Here is a 24,303-nt window from a genome sequence, read left to right as displayed (position 1 = left end):
GGGAGGGCCCCGGAGTGGGCGGGCCCTGTCGTGGACGCCGAGCTCAGCGGCGTACCACCGGCTCCGTGCCCTCCGGCGCACCGGCCGCCGCCAGTTCACCGGCGATCAGCCCCGTCACCTCGGCCGCGGCGGCGACCGGGAAGAAGTGGCCGCCCGGCACCATGTGCACGGCGAACCGGCCGCCGGCCCAGCGCCGCCAGGCCTCGCAGTGGCCGACGGGGGCCGTGTCGTCCTGGAGCCCGCCGAGCGCGACCAGGTCCACCGCCACCTGCTCCCCGGCGGCCTCGGTCCTGCGGGACGAGTGGAACACCTTCAGGTCGGCCCGGAGCGTCGGCAGGAAGGCCCGCAGGAACTCCGGATCGGCCATCAGCTCGGCCGGGGTGCCCTGCCAGGCGGCCAGGTACGACAGCAGCTCCTCGTCCCCGGCCGCCGCCTCCTCGCCCACCAGGTGCGGCGGGAGCGCCCCCGCCACGAACAGGGCCCGCTGCCGGGAGGTGGAGGCGGCCAGCCGCCGGGTGACCTCGCGGGCCACCAGGGCCCCGGTGCTGTGCCCGAACACGGCGAACGGCCGGTCGGTGTGGGCGAGGATCTGCTCGGCGATCCGGTCGGCGAGCGCCGCCACATCGGTGAACGGCGCCTCGTTGAACCGCTCTTCGCGGCCCGGGGTGAGCACGGCCTCCACCCGCAGCCCCGCCGGGGCGGCCTCGGACCAGGAGCGGTAGGCGCCGGGCCCGGCGCCCGCGGCGGGGATCAGATACAGCAGGGTGCCGGTGTCGTCCCCGGCGAGGCGCTTGAACCACCGGCCGGCGGGCTCCTGGCCCAGGCGGGCGGCGATCGGCTTCGCCTGGGTGCGCAGCAGCATCAGGAAGCGGGCGTCCAGCACCTCGGCGGGCCCCGCGTGCTGGAGGCTGCCCGCCGGATCGACCCAGAGCCGCACCTGGCGGCGCCGGGCTTCACCGATCACTTGGTCGGCAAGGAAGGACATGGCAGGGTCTCCGTTCTTCTTCTGGCTCCAGGGGTTTCTCCCTCCGGCTCCACGAGGGCGGGGGTCTCAGGGCCACGGGCGGCTTCAGACGTCGACCTTCGCCTCCTCCGGCAGCGTCCGCATCCGGGCGACCGGGGCGAACAGCAGCGGCAGGACGCTCAGCGCGCCCCCGATGACGGCGAGCCAGAGCGCGGGCCGCAGCCCCAGCCAGGTGCCGAGGCCGCCGGCGATGAGCGCGCCGGCCGTCCGCACACCGTTGATCAGGCCCAGGTTGGCGCCCTGCACCCGGGAGCGGTACGCGTCCGGGGTCAGCGCCTGCTGGAGGGAGGCACCGGTGATGTCGCAGAGCATCAGGCCCAGGCCGGAGAAGAACTCGGCCGCCACCACCAGGCCGAAGGCCACCCACTTGTCCTCCGAGGCGAACGGCACCAGGGCCAGCGCCCCGGGGAAGAGCAGCGTGCCGAGGATGAACGTCAGGCCCAGGCCGATGCGCCGGCTGAACCAGCCGGTGACGAACGACCCGAGCAGAGCGCCCACCGCGCCGAGCCCGAGGGCCACCCCGATCATCGCGGGGGAGAGCTTCAGGTCCTTGGCGATGAACAGCAGGAAGAGGGTGAAGTAGATCGAGTAGAAGAGGTTGAGGGCGCCGCCGGAGAGGAACTTGGCGCGCAGCACGGCGTTGGTGGAGACGAACCGCAGCCCGTCCCGGATATGGGACTTCGACCGCTTCTTCGCCGGTTCCGGCTCGTCCGCGTCGACCCCGCGCAGCAGTACCGCCGACCCCAGGAAGGTGACCACGTCGACCAGGAGCGCCACCGGTGCCGACAGCGCCTGGACGAGGGCCCCGCCGAAGCCGGGCCCCGCCACCCAGGAGAAGGAGAAGCTGCCGCGGGTCAGCGAGGTGCCCTGGACGTAGTCCTTCCGGTCCACGATGGCGGCGAAGAGGCTGTAGCTGGAGATGTTGAACAGCATCGCCAGGGAGCCCGTGGCGAAGGCGACGATCCACAGGTGGGTGAGGGTCAGCGTGCCCAGCAGGTAGGCGACGGGCACGGTGAGCAGGATGAGGGCGCGCCCCACGTCGCAGAGGATCATCATCCGCTTGAGCTGCCCGTACCGGTCGACCAGCCCGCCCGCGTGCAGCGAGAAGATCAGGTTGGGCAGCGAGGCCAGCGCGCCGAGGAAACCCATCTGGGCCGCGGACGCGTCGAGTGCGAGCACCGCGGTCAGCGGGATGGCGATCGTGCTGACCTGGTCCCCGAGGAACGAGACCGTCTGGGCAGCCCAGAACCGGCGGAACGTGGCCTGCCGCAGCAGACCGGGCAGACGGTCCAGTAATTGAGTGGCCATCGTTCACCATTTCGGTACGGAGAGCCGGCCGCGGGAGGTATTCGGCGGACCGGGTACGGCAGGGTCCCGGAAAACTTACCGGACACCCCGCGGGCGCCGCAGGGGCGTTCGACTGCACAGATGGCTTCATCGAACGCTGGATATTCTCTCGTCGGAGGCAGACGGAACACCGACCTTGCGAATTCGAGGGCCCACTGTGCTGCAGACTCTTCCCGCGCTCACCGACCCCCTTCTCTACTCCCGGGGAGACCCGCACGCCGTATGGCGGACGCTCCGGCGGGAATCCCCCGTCTCCTGGCACGAATACGGTGAGCACGGCGGGTACTGGGCCGTCACCACGCATGCGGCCGGGCTCGAAGTCCTCACCGACTGGGAGCGTTTCACCTCGACCAAGGGCATTTTCCTCCGCCCCAACTTCAAGGACCCCTATCCCGGCGCCGGGAAGATGATGGCGCTGAGCGACCCGCCCCGCCATGACCGGCTGCGCAAGGCGATCATGGGCCTCTTCACCGTACGGGCGGTATCCCGGATGGAGGAGCGCACCCGCAAAGTCGTGCGCGAAGCCCTGCACGGGGTGGTCGAAGCCGGGCGGTGCGACTTCGTCAAGGACATAGCCGCCCGTATTCCGCTGGCCGTCTCCGCCGAGCTGTTGAGCATTTCGATGGACGATGTGGAAATGCTGGCGAAGGTCACCACGGACGCCGCCGAGAATTCCACCGACATCGACGGGATCGACGCGCAGGAAGCGCACTTCGAGATTCTGCGGCACTATTCCTCGATCATCGAGGAGAAGCGCCGCAACCCGGGCCGTGACCTGGTCTCCGCCCTCACCTCCGCGCAGGCCGAAGGCCTGGACATCACCGATGACGAGGTGATCCTGACCTGCGACAACGTCATCGTCGCGGCCAACGAGACCACACGGCAGGCCGTCGGCGCCGGGATGCTGGCGCTGCTGGAGAGCCCGGGACAGTGGCGCGGTCTGCGCGACGGCGACCTCCGGCTGAAGCCCGCCGCCGAGGAGTTCCTGCGCTGGACCGCCCCGGTCACCCACATCCTGCGGACCGCCCAGCACGACACCGTGCTCGAAGGGGTGCGGATCAGGGCGGGGGACGCGGTGACCGTCTGGCTGCCCTCGCTCAACCGGGACGAGAAGGTCTTCGACCGGGCCGACAGCTTCCTCCTCGACCGCACCTCCAACCACCACGTCTCCTTCGGCGGCGGAGGCCACTTCTGCATCGGCGCCAATCTGGCGCGGCTCACCATCCGGGTGCTCCTCGACGAACTGGCCCACCTGCCCGCCGAGATCGAGGTCAGCGGGGAGCCGCAGCGGATCGGCTCGTACATCCTCGGCGGCCTCACCTCGCTGCCGCTCACGTTCCGTCCGAGCTGACCACCGACACCAGGGGAGACCGGTCCACCATGACCACAGCGCGTGACCTGCTGAGCGGGCTGACCGCCGACGGCGTGCAACTCTGGGTCCAGGACGGGCGCCTGCGCTTCCGGCCCTCCGACGCCCTCACACCCGACCGGATGGGCGCCCTGCGGGCCCACAAGGCGGAGATCGTCGGGCTTCTGGAGCGGCCGGAGGCCGACCCGGAACCGGACCGGCTGGCCGTCCGCCCCCGGCCGGGGACGCTGCCGCTCTCGCACGGCCAGGAGAGCCTGTGGTTCCTCGACCGGATGGGGCTCCAGGCCAGCTACAACGTGGGCACGGTGGTGCGGATCGAGGGCCCCCTCGACACCGCGGCCCTGCGCGGAGCCCTCGACCTGATCGTGCGGCGCCACGAGGTGCTGCGGACCCGCTTCCGGGAGAGCGAGGGCGCCGTCGCCCAGGTCGTCGTCCCCGACGAAGGGGTGCGGCTGGAGCACACCGACCTGAGCGGTGAGCCCGCCGGGAGGCGAGAGGCAGAGCTGACCACCCGTCTGGAGCAGTTCTTCGCACACCACTTCGACCTCGGCCGGGACCAGCTGTTCGCCGTGCGGCTCCTGAAACTCGGAGCGGACCGCCATGTGCTTGCCCTCAACGCCCAGCACATCGTCGTCGACGGCGCCTCCATCGGCCTGCTCTTCGCCGAGCTGAAGGAGGCCTACGCCGCCCTGCGCACCGGCCGCGCCCCCGAACTGCCCGAACTCCCCGCCCAGTACGCCGATCACGCGCTGCGCCAGCGCGAGCGGCCCGGCGACGCGTGGGCCGGGCACCTGGCGTACTGGAAGCGGCAGCTGGACGGTGCCAGGGGCGGACTCGATCTGCCGCTGGACCGGCCGCGCCCCGCCACCCCCGACCACGCGGGCGCCTCCACCGGCTTCACCGTGCCGCCCGCTCTCGCCGCCGCCCTCCAGGACCTCGCCGCCCGCTCCTCCGCCACCCCCTTCATGGTGCTGCTCGCCGCCTTCGAGGTGCTGATGGCCCGGTGGTGCAGGCAGGACGACGTGAGCGTGGGCACCCCCGTCGACACCCGCGTCCACCCCGACACCGCGGCGATGATCGGCTACTTCGCCAACACCGTGGTGATCCGGGCCGACCTCTCGGACAACCCCGCCTTCGCCGTCCTCCTGGACCGCGTCCGCACCACCGTGATCGGCGCCTACGAACACCGCGAGCTGCCCTTCGACCAGGTGGTGGCCGGACTCGGCCGGGACCGGCCGCTCTTCGACGTGATGTTCTCCCACCTCGGCGCCCAGGAGTTCGCACTCGACGGCCTCACCGTCACCCCGGTCGAACAGCCCAGCACCACCGCGAAGTTCGGGCTCTCCCTCTTCGTGGGGGAGACGGAGGACGGACTCCAGGGCAGCTTCGAGTACGCCACCGCCCTGTTCGACGAGGAGACCGTCCAGGAGCTGTCCCGGCTCTATGTGACGCTGCTCGAAGGGCTGGTGGCCGACCCCGGCGCCCGCGTCCTGGACCTCCCGCTGATCGACCCGGCCGACCGGCCCGAGCTGCTGGCCGCCGGAGTGGGCGGGGCACCGCGCGGGGAGTCCCTGGCCGGCTGGTTCGCCGAACGCGCCGCCGCCGTGCCCCGGGCGCTCGCCCTGGTGGACGGCGGGAGCACCTGGACCTACCTCGAGCTGCGTGAGCGTGCGGACCGGCTCGCCCGCGCCCTGGTGGCCGAAGGGGTGGGACCCGAGCGCACCGCCGCGGTGCTGCTGCCCCGCTGCGGCCTCTCCGTCACCGCGTTCCTCGCCGTGCTGGCGGCGGGCGGGACCCATCTGCCGGTGGAGCCCGCCCTGCCGGACGGCCGCCTCCTCGCGCTGCTCGGCGAGGCCCGGCCGCACCTCGTGGTCACCGATGAGGCGGGGGCGCGCCGGCTCACCGGCACGGGCCACCGGCTCCTCGTCCTCGACCCACCGCTCACCGCCTGCCCGGACCGGGACGGCGAGGACCTGCCCGTCCCCGTCACCGGTGCCACGGCCGCCTGCCTGTTCCCCGCCCCGGACGCCTCCGGCCGCCCGGCGGCCCTGACGGTGCCCCACTCCGCGCTGGTCAACATGGCCGAGTGGCACCTCGCCGCCCTGCCGTCCGGCCCCGGCCGGGTGATCGCCCAGTTCACCTCGGCCGGTTCCGAGGGGTTCGTCCGGGAGACGCTCACCGCGCTGCTCTCCGGCGCGACGCTGACCCTGGTGCCCGACGGCGTACGCTCCGCCCCCGCGCACCTCGCGGCCTGGCTGGCGGAGCACCGGGTGAGCGACCTGTACGCGCCCGCCACCGTCCTCGAACTCCTCGCCCGCGCCGCCTTGGCCGACGACCGTCCGCTGCCCGCCCTCGCTCACCTCGTACAGACCGGTGAGACCCTCGAACTCGGCCCGGCCCTGCGGGAGTTCGTCGCCGCACGCCCCGGCCGCCGCCTTCTGCACCACCACGGCGGCCCCGACGTCCAGATCGCCACCGCCCACGAGCTGCCCCCCGGCATCGACGGCTGGCCCGAGGCCGCCCCGCTGGGCCACCCGGTGCGCAACACCGCCGCGTACGTGCTGGACGCGGCCCTCAACCTCGTGCCGTCCGGCGTCGCGGGAGAGCTGCACATCTCCGGCGCCTCGCTCGCCCGGGGCTACCACCACCGCCCGGCCCTGACCGCCGAGCACTTCGTGCCCGACCCCTACGGGCCGCCCGGCTCCCGGATGTACCGCACCGGCGACCTCGTACGGCGGCGGGCCGACGCCACCCTGACCCACCTCGGCCGCACCGACCGCCGGGCCACGGTCCGCGGGGTCCGCGTCGAACCCGCCGGGACCGAGGCGGCCCTGCTCCGCCACCCCGGCGTCGCCGCGGCCGCCGTCACCGCGGGACCCGACGGGCAGGGCTCCCAGCAGCTCACCGCCCACCTCGTCCCCGCCCCCGGCGCCGCCCCCACCGCCGCCGGTCTGCGCGGCTGGCTGCTGGAGCGCCTCCCCGCCCACGCCGTGCCCGCCCGCTACACCGTCCTGGACGCCCTGCCCCTGGACCGGCACGGCCGCACCGACCTGACCGCCCTCCCGGCCTCCGGCGGCTCCCCGCTGCCCGGTGGCGAGGGGCCGGTGGCCCCGCGCTCCGGGGTCGAACAGCTCGTCGCGGAGGTCTGGCAGGACGTGCTGGGCGGCAACGAAGTCGGCGTCCTGGACGACTTCTTCGCGGTCGGCGGACACTCCCTGCTGGTCTCCCAGGTGCTCGCCCGGGTCGGTGCGCGGCTGGGTGTGGAGGTGCCGGCGGGCGACTTCCTCGCCGAGCCCACCGTCGCCCGCCTCGCCGCCCTCGCCCTGGCGGCCGGCGGCGTACCGGACAAGGTCGTGCCACGGGCGGCGGGGGAGGTCGCGCAGGCGTCCTTCGCCCAGGAGCGCATGGTCTTCCTCCATCTGCTCCAGCCCGAAGGCGGCCTCTACAACGTGCAGTTGCCGCTCGCCCTGCACGGGCCGCTGGACCGGGCCGCGCTGGGTGCGGCGCTGGACGAGATCGTGCGCCGCCACGAGGTGCTGCGGACCGTGTACGACGCCGACGGCGCGGCCATCGTGCCCGTCGTCCTCGAACCGGGCGGCTGCCCGCTGGAGTTCGCGGACGTCACCGCGGCCGAGGACCCCGAGGCCGCCCTCGACGCGCTGCTGCGCGAGGACGCGGGGATCTCCTTCGACATCCAGACGGGGCCGGTCATCCGCGTCACCGCCGTACGGACCGGGCCCGAGGAGCACCTGCTGCTCCTCAACGCCCACCACATCGCCTTCGACGGCTACTCCACGGCCGTGCTGGTCGGCGAACTCGTCCCGCTCTACGAGGCGTTCCTGCGCGGCGAGCCCTCGCCCCTGCCCGAACCCCGCCTCCAGTACGCCGACTTCGCCTCCTGGCAGCGCCGCAAGCTCCAGGGCGCCGAGCTGCACAACCACCTCTACTACTGGAAGCAGTACCTCGCCGGGGCCCCGCACGCCCTCCAGCTGCCCACCGACCGGACCCGCCCCGCCATCACCGACTTCGCCGGGGACTCCGTTGCCTTCCGGGTGGACGCCGCGCTCACCGCACGGCTGCGGGCCCTCAGCGGCCGCAGCCGGGTCACCCTGTTCATGACCACCATGGCCGCCTTCAGCGTCCTGCTGCACCGGCTCAGCGGCCAGGACGACCTGTGCCTGGGCTACTTCTCCGGCGGCCGGGGCGACATCGGCACCGACGAGCTGATCGGCCTCTTCCTCAACACCCTGCCGGTCCGCTCGCAGATTGCTCCGGGGCAGCGCTTCGACGCCCATCTGGACCAGGTCCGCGCCTCGGTGCTCGGCGGCGACGCCCACCGGGAACTCCCCTTCGAGCTGCTGGTCGACGAGGTCCAGCCCGCCCGGGACGTCTCCGGCCACCCGGTCTTCCAGGTCGCCTTCAGCTACTACGCGGCCTCCCCCGAGGAGTCCGGCGCCGGCTCCACCGGAGTGCGGATCACCCCGTCACCCGTGGGGACCCAGGCGCGGTCGGCCAAGTTCGACCTGACCCTGTACGTGCGGGAGACGGAGGACGGCGAGCTGGCGGGCGACCTGGAGTTCGCCACCTCGCTGTTCGACCGGTCCACCGCCGAACGGTTCGCCGCCTACTACCTGCGGCTGCTGGAAGCCGTCGCCGACGCCCCGGACACCGCCCTCGAAGCCCTCCCGATCCTCGGCGAGGGCGAGCGGCGGCTGCTCCTGGAGGAGTGGAACGACACCGAGGCCGAGATCCCCGACGCCACCCTGCCTGACCTGTTCGAACAGGTCGCCGCCCGCACCCCCCGGGCGCCCGCCGTCGTGCACGGCGCGCTCACCCTGCCGTACGGGGAACTCGACGCGGACGCCGACCGGCTGGCCCGCCACCTGGCCGCCCGGGGGATCGGCCCCGGGGACTTCGTGGCCGTCGCCCTGCCGCGTACGGAACGGATCGTCGTCGCCGTCCTCGCGGTGCTCAAGGCCGGGGCCGCCTACGTCCCCGTCGACCCCGCCTACCCGGCCGACCGGATCTCGCTGATGCTGGACGACGCCGATCCGGCGCTCGTCCTCACCTCGGCGCAGGCCCGCGACCGCATCCCGGACGGCGAACGCCCGCTGCTGGTCCTGGACGACCCCGCGACCGCCGCCGCCGTGGCGGCCCACGACGCCCGCGCACTGACCGACGCCGAGCGCACGGCGCCCCTGCACCCGAGCCACCCGGCGTACGCCATCTACACCTCCGGCTCCACCGGGCGCCCCAAGGGCGTGGTCGTCGCCCACCGCAGCGTCGCCAACCTGGCGGCCTGGGCGGGCGAGGCCTTCGGCGGTGAACCGCTCTCCCACGTCCTGGCCGCCACCTCGCTCAACTTCGACGTCTCCGTCTTCGAGATGTTCGGCCCGCTGCTGACCGGCGGATCGGTCGAGATCGTCGCCTCCCTGCTGGACCTGGCCGACCCGGCCGCCGGACCGTACACCGCCTCCCTGCTCAGCGGCGTCCCCTCGGCGCTGGCCCAGATCGAGGCGGCCGGGGGGCTGCGCGCCGAGGCCGGCACGGTGGTCCTGGCGGGCGAGCCGCTCTCCGCCAAGGCCGCCAACGAGATCGGCCGGGCCGTCGGCGCAGGCCTCGTCGCCAACCTGTACGGCCCCACCGAGTCCACCGTCTACGCCACCGCCTGGTCCTCCCCGGACCCCATCGAGGGGACCCCGCCCATCGGCCGCCCCCTCCGCAACACCCGGGCCTACGTCCTGGACGCGGCCCAGCAGCCGGTCCCCGTCGGCGTCGTCGGCGAACTCCACCTGGCGGGCGAGGGGCTGGCCCACGGCTACCTCAACCGGCCGGGGCTGACCGCCGACCGCTTCCTGCCGGACCCCTTCGGGGCGCCCGGCACCCGGATGTACCGCACCGGCGACCTGGTCCGGTGGACCGCCGACGGCCAGCTCATCTGCCTGGGCCGCGCCGACGACCAGGTCAAGGTACGCGGCCACCGCATCGAACTCGGCGAGATCGAGGCCCATCTTGCCGCCCACCCCGATGTGGAGCAGGCGGTGGCCGGGGTGCGCACCGGGCCCGGGGGCGAGCAGCGGATCGTCGCCCATGTGGTCGGCGCGCGGCCCGTCACCGCCGAGGCGCTCCGCGAACACCTCGCGGGCCGGCTGCCCGGCTACATGGTCCCGGGCGCCTTCGTCACCCTCGACGCGCTCCCGCTCTCCGTGAACGGGAAGGTCGACCGGGCGGCGCTGCCCGATCCCGACGACGGCCCGGACGAGGGCGACTTCGTCAGCCCGGCCACCACCGTCGAGAAGGAGCTCGCGGAGATCTGGGCCGACGTGCTGCGCCGCGACCGGGTGGGGCTGCTGGACAACTTCTTCGCGCTGGGCGGCCACTCCCTCCTCGTCACCCAGGTGAGCGCCCGGATCAAGCAGCGCCTGGGCGTCCGGATCAGCCTTCTCGACATCTACACCACGCAGAACCTGGGCGAACTCGCCCACACCATCGCCCAGACGAACGGCATCAGCCAGTGACCCACCTGTCCCGAAAGGGGAGTTCCGTGGCCAACGACGAGGTCAACGACCCGGCGCAGCAGAAGACGTATGGCACGGAGGGAGCCGCCGCCGAGGCCGCCCCCGCCGTCCGCCTCACCGGCGAGGACCGCGAGCAGGTGGCCGAGGCCGCCCGCCGCCACGGCGTCGGCGTCCCCGCCGTCCTGCTCGCCGCCCTCCTCGCCACCCGCTTCCGCCACAGCCGCCGCGAGAACGCCGAGGTCCTGCCCGCCGCGGACAGCGGGCACGTGGTGCCCGTCACGGTGACCGGCGACCTCACCTTCGCGGAGCTGCTGCGCACCGCCGACCGGGCGCTGGCCCAGGACGCCCCGGCCACCGCACCGGCCGGGGACGACGCGGCCGGGACCGTGGAGCGGCTGTTCTTCCACCCCGCCCGCACCGACACCCCCGCCGCCCACCTCGTCGAGGCGGGCGAACGGTACGCGGCGGGCGCCGTGGCCGAGGACGGGCGGGCCGCCGCCTGGGCGGACCACTACGCCACCCTGCTCCTGGACGGGGCACGCCACCCCGGCACCACCGTGGACCACCTGGCCCTGCTCACCCCCGCCCAGCAGGCCGAGGCCGCGGCCGCCGCCGACACCGGCCACGAGGAGTACCCCGGGCTGCGCCCCATCCACCTGGCCTTCGAGGAGGCGGCGCGCCGCGACCCCGGGGCCGACGCCGTGGAGGCGGGCGGCCGGTCCGCGACCTACGGCGAGCTGGACGGCCGGGCCAACCTGCTCGCCCGCTCCCTCGCGGAGGCCGGGATCGGAGCCGAGAGCCTGGTCGCCGTCAGCGTCGAACGCTCCCCGGAGCTGGTGGTGGCGCTGCTCGCCGTCCTCAAGCTGGGCGCCGCCTTCGTACCGCTGGAGCCGTCCCTGCCGGCCGAGCGGATCGCCGTCATCACCGCCGACGCCCGGGCCGCCGCGGTCGTCGTCCGGGGCGAGGAGGCCGTCCGGCTGAGCGGCCTCGGTATCCCGCTGGTGGAGGTGCCCGCGACGGGCGGCGCCGAGGCCCCGGAGGTGGAGGTGCGGCCGGAGCACGCCGCGTACGTCTACTACACCTCCGGCTCCACGGGTACGCCCAAGGGGACCGTCCTGGACCACCGTTGCGCGGCGGGCCGGCTGGAGTGGCTGGGCCGGCGGTACGGGCTGCGCCCCGGAGACCGGGTCGTCCACAAGACGCCGCTCATCTTCGACGTGGCGATCTGGGAGATATTCGGGCCGCTGAGCGCGGGCGCGACCATCCTCATGGCCGACCCGGGCGCCGAGTCCGACGTCGTGCACCTGAGCCGGCTGCTCTCCACCGAGCGGACCGTCTTCGCCCACTTCGTGCCCTCGATGCTGGACGCCTACCTCAGCCTCGCCCCCGAGGTGGCCTGCCCCGACCTGCGGTGGGTGCAGCTCTCCGGCGAGGCGGCCTCCGTCCATCTGCTGGAGCGGTTCGCCGAGCGCTTCGACGCCGAACTGCACAACCTCTACGGCCAGACCGAGACCTCCGAGGTCGCCGGGTGGGAGGGGCGTTCGTACGAGGGCACCGGCGGGCTGCCCATCGGGCGGGCGCTCGGCATCTACCGGCTCCTCGTGCTGGACGAGGCGCTGCGCCCGGTACCCCCCGGTATCCCCGGCGAACTGTGCGTGGCGGGCACCGGCGGCCTGGCCCGCGGCTATCTGAACCGGCCCGGCCAGACCGCCGACCGCTTCGTGCCGCACCCCTACCCGCTCACCCCCGGCGAACGGCTCTACCGCACCGGGGACCTGGTGGCACTCGACGGGGACGGCGAGATCCGCTACCTCGGCCGGGCCGACAACCAGGTGAAGATCCGCGGCTGCCGGGTGGAGACCGGTGAGGTGGAGGCGGTGCTCCGCGCCCACCCGGCCCTGCGCGCCTGCGCGGTGACCGTCTTCCAGGACGAGGACGGGGCCGCCCAGCTCGCCGCCTATGTGGTGGGCGAGGGCCAGGAGCCCCTGCTGGTGGGGGAGTTGGCGGCCTTCGCCGAGGAGCGGCTGCCCGTCTTCATGCTGCCCGCCGTCTACGTCCCGCTCCCGGAGCTGCCCCACACCCCCTCCGGGAAACTCGACCGGCTGCGGCTGCCCGCGCCGACCCTGGAGGACCGCCAGGCGCGGGCCGGGGCGGAGGAGCCGCAGAGCCCGCTGGAGGAGCAGGTCGTCGCCCTGTGGAAGGAGGTGCTGGGCATCGAGAACGTCGGCCGCACGGACAGCTTCTTCGCCGTCGGCGGCAACTCGCTGAAGTCCCTCCAGCTCCTCAACCGGGTCAACACGACCTTCGAAGTCCAGGTCTCCGTACGGAGCTTCTTCGCCAACCCGACGGTCGAGGGGGTGGCCGACGCGGTCGAGGCGGCCCTGTTCGAACTGGTCGCCGGACTGTCCGACGAGGAGGCGGCCAAGTTGCTGAGCAACTTCTAGAGCAGGCCCTAGGGTTGGGCGGGTGTGGCGGTGGTCCCGGAGGGGCCGGGCGGTGAACGGTGAACGGCGAAGGGCGGGCAGTGGGAGCGGGTGCGGTGGGTCCGGCGCTCCGGATCGAGGGCGCGACGGAGAACAACCTCCGCGACATCGACGTGGACCTCGGTGAGGGCATCACAGCTGTCGTGGGGGCCTCCGGCTCCGGCAAGTCCTCCCTGGTCTTCGACACCCTCCACCGCGAGGCCCGGCACCGGTTCCTGGCCGCCCTCGCCGGCGCCCCGGCCACCGCCCGGGCGGCCCGGGTGCGGGCGGTGCACGGGCTGCGCCCCGCCGTCGCGGTCGGCCAGAACGTCCTGAACCGCAACCCGCGCTCCACCGTGGCCACGGCCGCCGGGATCCACCCCTTCCTGCGGGTCCTCTACGCCCGCTTCGCCACGCTGCGCTGCCCCACGTGCGGTGCGGTCACGGAGATCGTCCCGGCCGAGGAGCAGCTGACCCGGCTGCGGGCCGCCGCCGGGGCCGGACCCGTCGAGGTCGTCGCCCCCCTGGTCGCCGGTGCCACCGGCAGCCACGCCCGGCTGCTGGCCCGTCTCGCCGAACGGTTCGGGCCCCAGGGCGTCACCGTGGACGGGGCGCCCTGGTCCGGCGCCGGGCTGGACCCCGACGTGCCGCACACCGTGGAGGTCCCCGTCGGCACGCTCACCGCGACCGGGGACGCGAAGGAGGCCCGGTCCCTGCTGGACGCGGTCGCCGCGCTCGGCCCGGTCCACGTCATCTTCCGTACGGAGGAGGGGACACGGGTCCTCTCCCGGGCCCGGATCTGCACCGGCTGCGCCACCCCGCTGCCCTCGGCGCGGCCGCAGGACTTCCGTACCGGGGAGCCGGAGACCGCCGCCTACGAACTCGGCGGGCTGGCCTTCGACGCGTTCCTCGGCCTCGACGTGGACCGGGCCGCCGAGGTGCTGGGCGGTGCCGTGCTGCCCGCGCACGCCGCCGCCCCCGTCCGCCATGTGGTGCGGCGGCTGGAGGCGCTGGCCTCCCTGGGGCTGGGCTACCTCACCCTCGACCGGATCTCGCCGACCCTCTCGCGCGGCGAGGCACAGCGGCTGCGCATCGCGGTGCTCCTGGCCAACGACGTCGAGGACCTGCTGCACATCCTGGACGAGCCGACCATCGGCCTCGGCCCCGGCCAGGCGGCCCGGCTGATGGACCGGCTCAGCGCGCTGGCCGGGCCGGTGGTGCTCGTGGAGCACGACCGCACCGCCGTGGGCCGCGCCGACCAGGTCGTCGAGATCGGCCCCGGGGCCGGACCGGACGGCGGGCGCGTCGTCTTCACCGGCACCCCCGTCGAGCTGTGGGCCGCCGACACCCGCTCCGGCCGCTGGTTCTCCGGCCGCGAACGGCTCGCCCCGCCACCCGGCTCCGGCACCGGCGAGCGCTGGATCACCGTCCGGGGCGCCGCCCGGAACAACCTCACCGGCTTCGACTGCGCCTTCCCCGTGGGCGCGCTCACCGTGGTCACCGGCCCCTCCGGCGCCGGGAAGAGCACCCTGGTCCGGGAGGTCCTGGTCGCCTCCCTGGAGGCGGGCGGGGCGGTCGGCTGCACGGCGATCGAGGGCGGCCCGCTCACCCCGCAGAGCGTCGACCAGTCGCCGATCGGCGTCAACCCCCGCTCCAACCCGGCCACTTACACGGGGCTCGCGGACCGCATCCGGGCCGTGCTCGCCGCCGCCACCGGCGTCGCCCCCGGCACCTTCTCCTTCAACCGCTCCGAGGGCGCCTGCCCCGAGTGCGCGGGCATGGGCTCGGTGGAGGTCAAACTCCGCTTCCTGCCCTCGGAGTGGGTGCAGTGCGAGGCGTGCGGCGGACGCCGCTTCGCCGCCGAGGCCCTGGCCGTCCGCGCCCCCCTCGCCGACGGGGAGAGCTACGCCATCGACGAGGTCTTCGACCTCAGCGTCGCCGAGGCCCTCCCCCTCTTCACCCACGACGCCCGCGCCCGCCGCATCCTGCACGCCCTGCGGGACGTCGGGCTGGAGTACCTGAAGCTCGGCCAGCCCTCCCCGACCCTCTCCGGGGGCGAGGCCCAGCGCGTCAAGCTCGCCAAGCAGATCGCGGCGGGCAAGCCCGCCCAGCTGGTCCACCTGGACGAGCCCACCACCGGACTGCACCCGGCCGACGTGCCCCGGCTCGCGGCGCTGCTGCGGACCCTCACCGAACGCGGCTGCACGGTGGTGGTCGTCGAACACAACCAGGACATCGCGGCGATGGCCGACTGGACGGTCCGCATCGGCCCCGGCAGCGGGCCCGAGGGCGGCCGCCTGGAGTACGCCGGACCCCCCGCCCCGCCCGCCGGACCGCCGCCCGCCCCGGCCGGGCCCTCCCGCCCGCCGCGCGCCCCCCGTACATCGGTGGAGATCCGCGGGGCCCGGGCCAACAACCTGCGGGATGTGTCGGTCAGCATCCCCAAGGGCGCCATGACCTCCGTGGTCGGCGTCTCCGGCTCCGGCAAGTCCTCCCTGGTCCGGGACGTCCTGGAGGCCGAGGCGACCCGGCGGCTGCTGGAGTCCCTCTCGCTGTACGAGCGCCAGTCGGTGCGCGAGGGCCCCGAGGCGGCCGTGGGCGCGGTCACCGGCCTCGGCCCCACCCTGGCCATCGGCGGCGACGGGCGTCCCCCCGGCCCGCGCGCCACCGTCGGCTCCACCACCGACCTCAGCCCCCACCTCGGCGTCCTCCTGGCCTACGCGGGGGCCCGCACCTGCCCCGACTGCGGTGGCGGGCAACGCCGTTCGGGCCCGCTGCCGGGCAGCGCCTGGGCCTGCGCCGGATGCGGGCGGCCCGGACCCCCCGCCGACCCGGCCGACTTCTCGCCCGTACGGTACGAGGCGGCCTGCCTGCGCTGCCACGGCATGGGATCGGTGGCCGTACCCGTGGTGGAGCGGCTGATCCACCGGCCCGACCGCCCGATCTGCGACGGCGCCCTGTACTCACCGGGGTTCTATCCCCGCTCCTACCTCTCCAAGCCCGCCAACGGCGGCTACTGGGCGCTGCTGGCCCTCGGCGAGCGGTACGGCTTCGACCCGGCCCGCACCCCCTGGCAGGAGATGAGCGCCCCCGCCCAGGAGGCCTTCCTCTTCGGGCAGGAGGAGGTCACCCTCTCGCCCGAGTCCCGGGTCACGCCCTCGGCGACCGTCCTGTGGCGCGGGGTCTTCCGCATCATGGAGGGCTGGGACGTCGGCGGCCTCTACACCGACCGGGTGCCCTGCCCCGGATGCGGCGGCGGGCGGCTGCGCCCGGAGTTCCTGGACCAGACGGTGGCCGGGCTCAACCGCCACGAACTGCACCGCGCCCCGGTCGACCGGGTGCGCGACGCCCTCGCCGCGCTCCGGCTGCCCCCGGACGCGCCCGGCTGGACGGCCCGGTCGCACGCCGTGGTCCTGCGCCGGCTCGGCTTCCTCGGCCGCGTCGGACTCGGCCACCTCCACCTCGACCGGACGGCCAACACCCTCTCCGCCGGAGAGCTCCAGCGGGTCCGGCTGACCGCCCTGCTCGGCGCCGAACTCACCGGCATGACCGTCCTGCTGGACGAGCCCTCGCGCGGTCTGCACCCCCGGGAGGTGGACGTGCTCGGCCAGGTCCTGGAGGAGCTGCGCGACCACGGGAACACCGTGATCCTCGTCGACCACGACCTGCGGCTCGCCGACCGCGCCGACCACCGCATCGTGATGGGGCCCGCCGCCGGACGCCACGGCGGCACGGTCCTCGCCTCCGGCACCGCCGCCCAGGTCCGCGCGGTGCCGCAGGCGCGCGCCCTGCTCGCCCCGCCGCTGCCCGGGCGCGCCACCGCCGCCCGCGCCCGGCCCACCGGCTGGATGACGGTCCGCAAGCCCACCGAGAACAACCTCGAAGGCGAGGACGTACGTATCCCGCTCGGCGTCCTGACCGGCATCTGCGGGGTCTCCGGATCGGGCAAGTCCAGCCTGGCCATCGATGTGCTGGCCCGCGCCCTCGCCCCGAAGAAGCTCACCACGTCGGCCGCCGCCACCCCCGTCGCCCCCGGCGGCCACGAGCGGATCGACGGCGCCCCCCAGCAGGTCCGCAACGCCGACCAGAGCAGCGTCGGCATCACCTCCCCGGGCGCCTTCCTCAAAGTGCTGGGCCCGCTGCGGGACGCCTACCTCGACTCCGCCCCGGCCCGGGAGCGGGCGGTGGCGGCGGCCGATCTCCAGCCGCGCTGCGACGGCTGCAAGGGCAAGGGCACGGTGACCGAGGACATGGGGTTCATGCCCTCGGTGCAGCGGCCCTGCGACGCCTGCGAGGCGACCGGCTACCGGGCGGAGGCCCGCGAACTCGCCGTACGCGGCCACACCCTGCCCGAGCTGGAGCGGCTGAGCATCGAAGAGGTCCTGGAACTCTGGGAGGACCACGAGGCGGTGGCCGCCCCGCTGCGCGCCGCCGTCCGGCTGGGCCTGGGCTACCTGAACCTCGGCCAGGGGCCCGGCTCGCTCTCCGGCGGCGAGCGCCAACGGCTCAAGCTGGTACGGGAGATCGCCAAGCCGCCGGCCCGGCCGGCGCTCTACATCCTGGACGAGCCCACCACCGGCCTGCACGCCCGGGACGTGGCAGCGCTCGTGCGGGCGCTCGAAGGGCTGGTGGCCCTGGGCCACAGTGTGCTCGTCGTCGACCACGACATCCCGCTGCTGGCCTGCTGCGACCACCTGATCGAACTGGGCCCCGGCGGCGGCCCCGACGGCGGGCGGATCGTCGCCGAGGGCACCCCCGAGCAACTGGCCGCCGCCGACACGGCCACCGCCCCGTACCTGCGTGAGGTGCTGTCATGACCGGTTCCGCCTGGCTGCTGCTCTGCGACCGGTCGCCCGCACTGCGCCACCGCGTCCTGGCCGAGCTGCTGGACGTCCCGGCCGACGACCCCGAACGGGCCGACCTGGACGCCCGCCGCGCCGACGACCCGCAGGTGCGCGCGCTGCTCGCGGCCGAACCGGAACCGCTCCAGGAGCTGAGCCTGCTGCTCTGCCGCCTCGGCCACCTGGGCCTGGACCGGCGGCACCCCCGGGTGGCGGCCCTCGTGGAGCGGGTCTTCGACCGGCAGGCCCCGGACGGCTCCTTCCCCCTCGACGCGTTCCGCACCGACGAGCGCTACACGATGATCCCGCTCCAGGTCTCCCTGCCCCTGCGCGGCCTCGCCGCCGTCGGCGCGGCCACCGACCCCCGGGCCGAACGCGGCTACGCATGGCTGCTGGAGCGCCGGAACGACGACGGCTCCTGGCCCACCGGCCTGGTGGCCGGGCAGCCCGGCAGCGTCCCCGGCTACCGCAGACTGCCCGGCTCGCCGGGCTGCCGGGCCAACACCGAGGCCGCCCTCGCCGCCCTCGCCGGACACCCCGGCCGCGCCGGGTCCGAACCCGCCCGGCGCGCCGCCGATCTGCTGCTGCGGCGCGAGACGCGCGACGAGTGGGCGGTGGGCACCGAGATCGCCCGGCTGCACGGCCGCGAGCGGGCCACCGGCTTCATCTCCCTGCACTCCCGCTTCGACCTCGCCTTCGTCCTCGACCTGGTCTCCCGCACCGGCATCTCCGCCCGTGACGCGCGAGTGGCGGACCTGGTGGAGTTCCTGGAGGGGCTGCGCGGGCCGGCCGGGCTGTGGAGCCATCCGGCACATCCGGAGCTCGGGCGGTGGCTGACCCTGGATCTGATGGTGAGTCTGCGGCGCCTGGAGGGCGGCAGCTGGGCCGGGGAGGGCCCACGGCTGGCCTTCCGCCCCGGCGACGTACCCGTCAAACGCCACTGACCGGACCGCGCACCCCCCTTTTGTTCGACTGAGAACTTGGCCCAGTCGAATTCACCGGGGATCGGATAACTTCTTGCTTGCCTGAAAGAAGCGAAATTCCGTTCCTGTGTGGGGTGTGAACACGTGGGTCAGCTCAATGACAACCAAGCGCAGCTTCTCGAAAGACTCCGCAGTCGCAAGACGAAAAAGGTTACCGTTGAGATTCCGCGGACGGCACCCGGTGCGCGTGTTCCCCTGCTTCCCGCGCAGGCCCGCATCTGGTATTTCACCGAACGCTTCCCCGACAGCGCCGAATACAATCTCTTCGACGTCGTCACCTTCACCCGGCCACTCGACCGGGAGCGGCTGACCGCCGCCGTCGTCACGCTCACCGAGCGCCACGACGCCCTGCGGCTGCGCATCGTCGAGGAGGACGGCCGCCCGGTCCAGGAGGACGGCGGCCCGGTGGCGCCGCCCATCACCTGGTACGACCTGAGCGACCTGGACGCCGAGGAGGCCGAGGCCCGGGCCGAGGCCGTCGTGGCGGACGCCGCCGCCCAGCCCCTGCCCACCGACCGGGCGCCGCTCTTCCGCGTCCTGGCCCTGCTGCTGCCGGGCGGCCGGTCCGCCCTGGCCCTGGGCTTCCACCATGTGATCATCGACCACTGGTCGATCGGCCAGGTCATGGGCGAGCTGGCCCAGCTGCTCTCCGGCGCCCCGCTGCCGCCCGCCCCCCAGGTGCGCTACCTCGACTACGCCGCCGCCCGGGCGGGGGAGCGCGACGACGGCCGCCACGAGCGGGAACTCGCCTACTGGAAACAGCGGCTCGGCGGCGGACTCCCCGTGCTGGACCTGCCCAAGGACTTCCCCCGGCCCGCCACCGAGACCCGCGACGGGGCCATGGCGAGCTTCACCGCCGGACCCGGACTGGCCGGCCGGGTGCACCGGTTCGCCGCCGAGGAGAACACCTCCCAGTTCGTCGTCCTGCTCGCCGCCTACCAGGCGTTCCTCTCCCGGCTCAGCGGCCAGCGCGACGTCGTCGTGGGCTCGCCCCTCGCCGGCCGGGACGACGAGACCGCCGAGAAGATCGTCGGCTGCTTCGTCAAGCCCGTCGCCCTCCGCGGCGACCTCTCGGGCCCCATCGGCTTCCGCGACCTGGTCCGCCAGGCCCAGCGGACCGTGCTGGAGGCCCAGGACCACCAGAGCGTCCCCTTCGAGCAGATCGTCGCCGCACTCGACATCGCCCGCGTCCCCGGTGTGAACCCCGTCTTCCAGACCATCTTCGGGGTGCAGGAAGGGGTGGAGGTCCTCGCCGAGGGCGACGGCGGAAGCCTCACCTCGCTGGACACCAGGTCGGCCCGGACCGACCTGACGGTCTCCATATCCGACTTCGGCGACTCGCTGCGCGGCTCCCTGGAATACTCCGCCGACCTCTTCCGCCCCTCGACGGCCGAGCGGTTCGCCGAGACGTACCTGGAACTCCTGGACACCCTCATCGGCGACCCCGAAGCCCCCGTCGCCGAGGCGCCCCTGTTCACCGAGGCCCGGCGCCAGGAGATCCTGCACGGCCTCAACACCTACGAGGACCCGGGCATCCGGTACGGCACCCTCGCGGAGCCCTTCGAGGAGCAGGCGGCCCGCACCCCCGAGGCCGTGGCCCTGACCGGGGAGGAGGGCAGCCTCACCTACGCGCAGACCAACGCACGGGCCAACCAGCTCGCCCACCACCTGCGGGAGCTGGGCGTACGCCCCGGGGACAAGGTCGCCGTCTGCATGGACCGGAGCTTCGCCCTGGTGATCGCGTTGTACGCGGTCGCCAAGGCGGGAGCCGCGTACATCCCGATGGACCCCGACCTGCCCGCCGAGCGCATGGAGTTCATGCTGGCGGACACCGCGCCCCGGCTCGTCCTCACCGACGGACGGGGGCAGGAGCGGCTGCCCCGAGGCGACCACCGCGTCCTGCACCTCACCGGCGCCGAACGGCCCTGGGAGCAGGCCCCCGACACGGACATCCCGGTCACCACCCCGCCCAACGCCCTGGCGTTCCTGCTCTACACCTCCGGCTCCACCGGCCGCCCCAAGGCCGTGGCCTACCCGGTCGACGGGGCCCTCGCCAACATCTTCTGGCTCCAGCGGGCCTACCCCTTCGGCCCCGGTGACGCGAACATCCTCAAGACGTCCTTCGGCTTCGACGTCTCCACCTGGGAGCTGTTCTGGCCCCTCTACTACGGGGCACGCCTCGTCGTCGCCCGCCCGGGCGGGCAGCGCGACCCGGAGTACCTGGTGGAGCTGACCGAGCGGCACCAGGTCACCACCCTCTTCTTCGTGCCGACGATGATGGACGTGTTCCTGGAGGCCGCCCCGGCGGGCAGCTGCCGCTCGCTGCGCCGCGTGATCATCGGCGGCGAGGAGGTCAAGCCCCGGCTGCGCGACACCTTCCACGCCCGCTTCGACGCCGACTTCGTCAACTGCTGCGGCCCCACCGAGGCGGGCACCGTCGTCGAGGGCGTCATCCCGCGCGAACCCGGCGTACCCGTCCTGCCGCTGGGCCGGCCCTGCGGCAACTTCCGCGTCTACGTCCTCGGGCCTGAGCTGGAGGTGCTGCCCGTCGGCACCCCCGGGGAGATGTACATCGGCGGCGACGTGGGCCTGGCCCACGGCTACCACAACCGGCCCGGGCTGACCGCGGAACGCTTCCTGCCCGATCCGTTCGGCCCGGTCGGCGCCCGGATGTACCGCTCCGGGGACCTGTGCCGGATGCGCGAGGACGGCGTCCTGGAACACCTCGGCCGCATCGACCGGCAGGTGAAGATCCGCGGCCTGCGCATCGAACTCTCCGAGATCGAGGCGGTGCTCCGCGACCACCCCGGGGTACGGGCCTGCGTCGCCCTCGCGCCCAGCACCTTCGACGGCCGGATAGCCGCCTTCGTGGCCGGTGACACCGGTGAGGACCCCGACCCGCGCGAGCTGAAGGCGCACGCGGCGCGGCTGCTGCCGACGCACATGGTGCCCGCGGCGTACGTGGCCGTCGACAGCATCCCGTACAACGTCAACGGCAAGGTCGACGAGAAGGCGCTGCTGGCCCGGCTGGACAGCGGGAGCGGACCCGACGGTTCCGAGGCGGGCGTCCTGGCGCCGGAGGGGGAGACCGAGGAGCGGCTCGCGGCCGTCTTCCGGGAGGTGCTGGGCGTCGGGACGTTCGGTGTGGACGAGGGCTTCTTCGCCCTGGGCGGCCACTCCCTCCTCGTCTTCAAGCTGATCGCCGCCTGCGGCCGCCACCTGGGCGTGCGCCCCACGGTGGGCGACGTCTTCGCCGCCCCCTCCGTGCGCGAACTGGCCGCCCGCCTCGACTCGGCGCGCGGCGGGACGGAGGGCGTCCTCGTCCCGCTGGCCCGCCCCCGCAACCGGCCCCTCGTCCTCTTCGTGCACGGCGCGGGCGGCTCGGTCCTGCCCTTCCGGGCGGTCGGGTCGCACCTGGCCGGGGAGTACGACGTGTACGGGCTCCAGGCCGCCGACGGCGACGAGGGCCCCGACCCGACGGTGGAGGCCATGGCGGCCCGCTACACCGAGGCCGCCGACGCCGTGCGCGCCGCCCGGCCGCTGCTCCTGGTCGGCTGGTCCGTGGGCGGCTGCGTCGCCCTGGAGATGGCCCGCCAGTGGCAGGCCCGGGGCGTGGAGGTCGTCGGCACCGTCCTGCTGGACAGCTGGCTGCCGCCCGGGGCCATCGAGGAGGCGTCCGTCGCCGAGGCCGCCCGGGCCGCGTTCGGCGCGATGGACCTGCTCGGCGGCGAGGGGCCGCAGCCGCTCCCCGAGGAGGCCGCCGGCCTGGCCGAGCTGATGGAGCACCACCGCGCGGCCTTCCTGCGGTACGCCCCCAAGCCGTACACCGGTCCGGTCCGGCTGCTGCGCGCGGCCGAACCGTACCCCGACGACCGCATCACTTTCCCCGCACTTCTGCGGGGAGAGGACCACGGATGGCGGGAAAGGGTTTCCGACCTTTCCTTCCGTGAGATTCCCGGTAACCATTTCACGCTCGTCTCGGAAGAGAATTCCACGGAACTTGCGGGCGCCGTCCGCGACATCCTCGACGAGTTGCTCTCGTTCGACGAAATCTAGGAACCTGGAGTATTCGTGACTGCAACAGTTCTGACCGACGACGCCCGCAGCGCACTCGACGAGCTGGTCGACCGCGAAATCGAGGCGGCCGGTCTCGGCCGCGCCGACAACCGGTTCTTCGCCTTCGCCCGGGGCTTCGAGACCGAGGACTTCCGGGGCCCGCTCGCCGTGGCCCACCAGTGGCGGGCGATGACCAAGGCGTTCATGTTCACCACCCTCTCGGGGCTCGGCGCCTCCGCCCGGGTCATCCACGCCCAGGAGAACCCGTCCCTCGACGTCCTGGCCGCCTTCCAGACGGTCTTCCGGGTCATCGGCGACGACCTGGACAACCTCGCCCCGGTCTTCGGGGCCGTCGCCCCCAAGGGCCCCTCGGGCGCCCACTACGTGTGGTGGGAGGACTCCGTCATCGCCCCCGTGGAGCGGCACGTGGACGCCGCCGGCCGCGAGGAGGCCGCCCGGCTCCCCGAGGGCGTACGGCTCCTGATCGAGAACATGGAGCGCTTCGCCCTGGAGCCGCTCGGCGCCGCCGTCCAGCTGCGGGTCGTCGAGACCATCGCCCTCGACATCGCCGTCGCCTTCCGCCGCGTCTACGGCAAGCTCCAGGCCGACGGGTCCCCGCTCTTCCCCGACGCCGCCGACCTGGCCTGGATCGACTCGCACATCAAGGCCGAGACGATGCACGCCGCCCAGGTCAGCGACGAGGAGACGGGCATGACCACCATCGTCACCACCGAGGAGGAGGCGCGGACCTTCGCGGAGATGACGACCGAATACTCCGCGAGCTGGGCCAGGGCCCTGAACGACTTCGCGGACTCCCTCGGCCTCCCCGCCGCCACGGCCGTCCGGGCGGCGTGACCATGCGCTCCCACCGCATAGCCGCGATCGAACTGGACGAGGCGCGTCTGGCGGCCGACCTCGCCGCCTCCGGCGACTTCGTCTACAACGACTCCTACGCGGACTTCGTCTCCACCGGGATGCTCCGCAGCACCATGCTGTGGAACCAGACCGGCAGCCTCCGGGAGACCTCGCTCGGCGACTACGACGGGTCGGCCGTCCCCACGCCCCACGGCGACGCCATGCCCTACGTCCGCGAGCTGGTCGGCGGCCTCTTCCGCACCGAGTACCTGAAGTACGCCCGGTTCATGCGGCTCGCCCCCGGCAGCGTCTACGTACCGCACCGGGACTTCCTGGAGCTCAAGGCGGACATGCTCCGCATCCACCTGCCGTTGCAGACCGACGACAGCGTCTTCGCCTCCGAGGAGTCCACCGTCTTCCGGATGCGCCGGGGCGAGCTGTGGTTCCTCGACGCCAGCAGGACCCACTCGGTCGGCTCCTTCTCCGACCACGACCGGGTCCACGTCATCTGCGACTTCAGCGCGGAGAGCCTGAGCGACGTCCTCGCCTTCGGCACCCCCGAGGAGCCGGCGATCCCGGTCGGCAACGTCGCCGACCGGCCGCCGCTGGACGAGCGGGGCCGCAGCGCCCTGCTCGGCCTGGCCGGGGTACTCGACGCCCGCAACTACCAGGAGATCCAGACCCTGTTGATCAAACAGCACTTCCTCAGCGACATCTCCGGGGACGACGTCTTCACCCTGCTGAAGGAGATCGCCGCCGCCAGCGGAAGCAGCGAACTGCTGACCCGGGCCACCGCCCACGAGGAGTACTGCATGGTGCGCCGGTGATCCGCCCGGCGCCGCACCACG

10 protein-coding genes are annotated in these 24,303 nt (G+C 73.9%); 8 read left to right on the top strand and 2 right to left on the bottom strand.

From position 1 onward, the window contains the following. Positions 1-43 precede the first annotated feature (43 nt). Together GTY67_RS13060 and GTY67_RS13055 are read right to left on the bottom strand one after the other, a co-directional pair. The gene (locus GTY67_RS13060; protein WP_161278771.1) at positions 44-985 is read right to left on the bottom strand and encodes a thioesterase; all 942 of its coding nucleotides are present in this window, start codon (positions 983-985) and stop codon (positions 44-46) included. A gap of 84 nt (positions 986-1,069) precedes the next feature. Then, positions 1,070-2,332, bottom strand: a complete 1,263-nt coding sequence (locus tag GTY67_RS13055) for an MFS transporter (RefSeq protein ID WP_093691970.1) — start codon at positions 2,330-2,332, stop codon at positions 1,070-1,072. A gap of 196 nt (positions 2,333-2,528) precedes the next feature. Here GTY67_RS13055 and GTY67_RS13050 point away from each other — a divergent pair, with 196 nt between their 5' ends. The 8 genes from GTY67_RS13050 (at position 2,529) to GTY67_RS13015 (ending at position 24,282) form a co-directional block, all read left to right on the top strand. Continuing rightward, positions 2,529-3,722 (top strand): cytochrome P450, encoded by a 1,194-nt coding sequence (locus GTY67_RS13050; RefSeq protein ID WP_161278769.1) that lies wholly within the window; start codon positions 2,529-2,531, stop codon positions 3,720-3,722. Positions 3,723-3,751: 29 nt separating this feature from the next. After that, a complete protein-coding gene (locus GTY67_RS13045) occupies positions 3,752-10,258 on the top strand; it encodes a non-ribosomal peptide synthetase (protein WP_161278768.1) in 6,507 nt (2,168 codons plus the stop codon). A gap of 26 nt (positions 10,259-10,284) precedes the next feature. Beyond that, positions 10,285-12,702 carry a non-ribosomal peptide synthetase gene (locus GTY67_RS13040; protein ID WP_161278766.1) on the top strand — a complete coding sequence of 806 codons (2,418 nt, stop codon included), beginning with the start codon at positions 10,285-10,287 and terminating at the stop codon, positions 12,700-12,702. A 95-nt stretch (positions 12,703-12,797) separates the two neighbouring features. Beyond that, positions 12,798-17,537, top strand: a complete 4,740-nt coding sequence (locus tag GTY67_RS13035; RefSeq protein ID WP_161278765.1) for an ATP-binding cassette domain-containing protein — start codon at positions 12,798-12,800, stop codon at positions 17,535-17,537. Further along, on the top strand, positions 17,534-18,505 hold the full coding sequence (locus GTY67_RS13030) for a hypothetical protein (protein WP_161278764.1): 972 nt from the start codon (positions 17,534-17,536) through the stop codon (positions 18,503-18,505). Before GTY67_RS13035 ends, GTY67_RS13030 begins: the two co-directional genes overlap by 4 nt. 123 nt (positions 18,506-18,628) lie before the next feature. Next, on the top strand, positions 18,629-22,600 hold the full coding sequence (locus GTY67_RS13025) for a non-ribosomal peptide synthetase (RefSeq protein WP_161278762.1): 3,972 nt from the start codon (positions 18,629-18,631) through the stop codon (positions 22,598-22,600). A gap of 15 nt (positions 22,601-22,615) precedes the next feature. After that, positions 22,616-23,455 carry a DUF6202 family protein gene (locus GTY67_RS13020; protein ID WP_093691271.1) on the top strand — a complete coding sequence of 280 codons (840 nt, stop codon included), beginning with the start codon at positions 22,616-22,618 and terminating at the stop codon, positions 23,453-23,455. A 2-nt stretch (positions 23,456-23,457) separates the two neighbouring features. After that, positions 23,458-24,282 carry an aspartyl/asparaginyl beta-hydroxylase domain-containing protein gene (locus GTY67_RS13015; RefSeq protein ID WP_161278760.1) on the top strand — a complete coding sequence of 275 codons (825 nt, stop codon included), beginning with the start codon at positions 23,458-23,460 and terminating at the stop codon, positions 24,280-24,282. Positions 24,283-24,303 lie beyond the last annotated feature (21 nt).

Source organism: Streptomyces sp. SID8374, from assembly GCF_009865135.1.
Classification (GTDB): Bacteria; Actinomycetota; Actinomycetes; order Streptomycetales; family Streptomycetaceae; genus Streptomyces.
Note: the sequence above shows the minus strand (reverse complement) of the source record. Positions and strands in the feature narration are given on the sequence as shown.

What these genes read in the sequence shown, in the direction of transcription:
- GTY67_RS13060 (WP_161278771.1), bottom strand. Translation starts at nt 985, where the DNA reads ATGTCCTTCCTTGCCGACCAAGTGATCGGTGAAGCCCGGCGCCGCCAG.
- GTY67_RS13045 (WP_161278768.1), top strand. Translation starts at nt 3,752, where the DNA reads ATGACCACAGCGCGTGACCTGCTGAGCGGGCTGACCGCCGACGGCGTG.
- GTY67_RS13055 (WP_093691970.1), bottom strand. Translation starts at nt 2,332, where the DNA reads ATGGCCACTCAATTACTGGACCGTCTGCCCGGTCTGCTGCGGCAGGCC.
- GTY67_RS13015 (WP_161278760.1), top strand. Translation starts at nt 23,458, where the DNA reads ATGCGCTCCCACCGCATAGCCGCGATCGAACTGGACGAGGCGCGTCTG.
- GTY67_RS13030 (WP_161278764.1), top strand. Translation starts at nt 17,534, where the DNA reads ATGACCGGTTCCGCCTGGCTGCTGCTCTGCGACCGGTCGCCCGCACTG.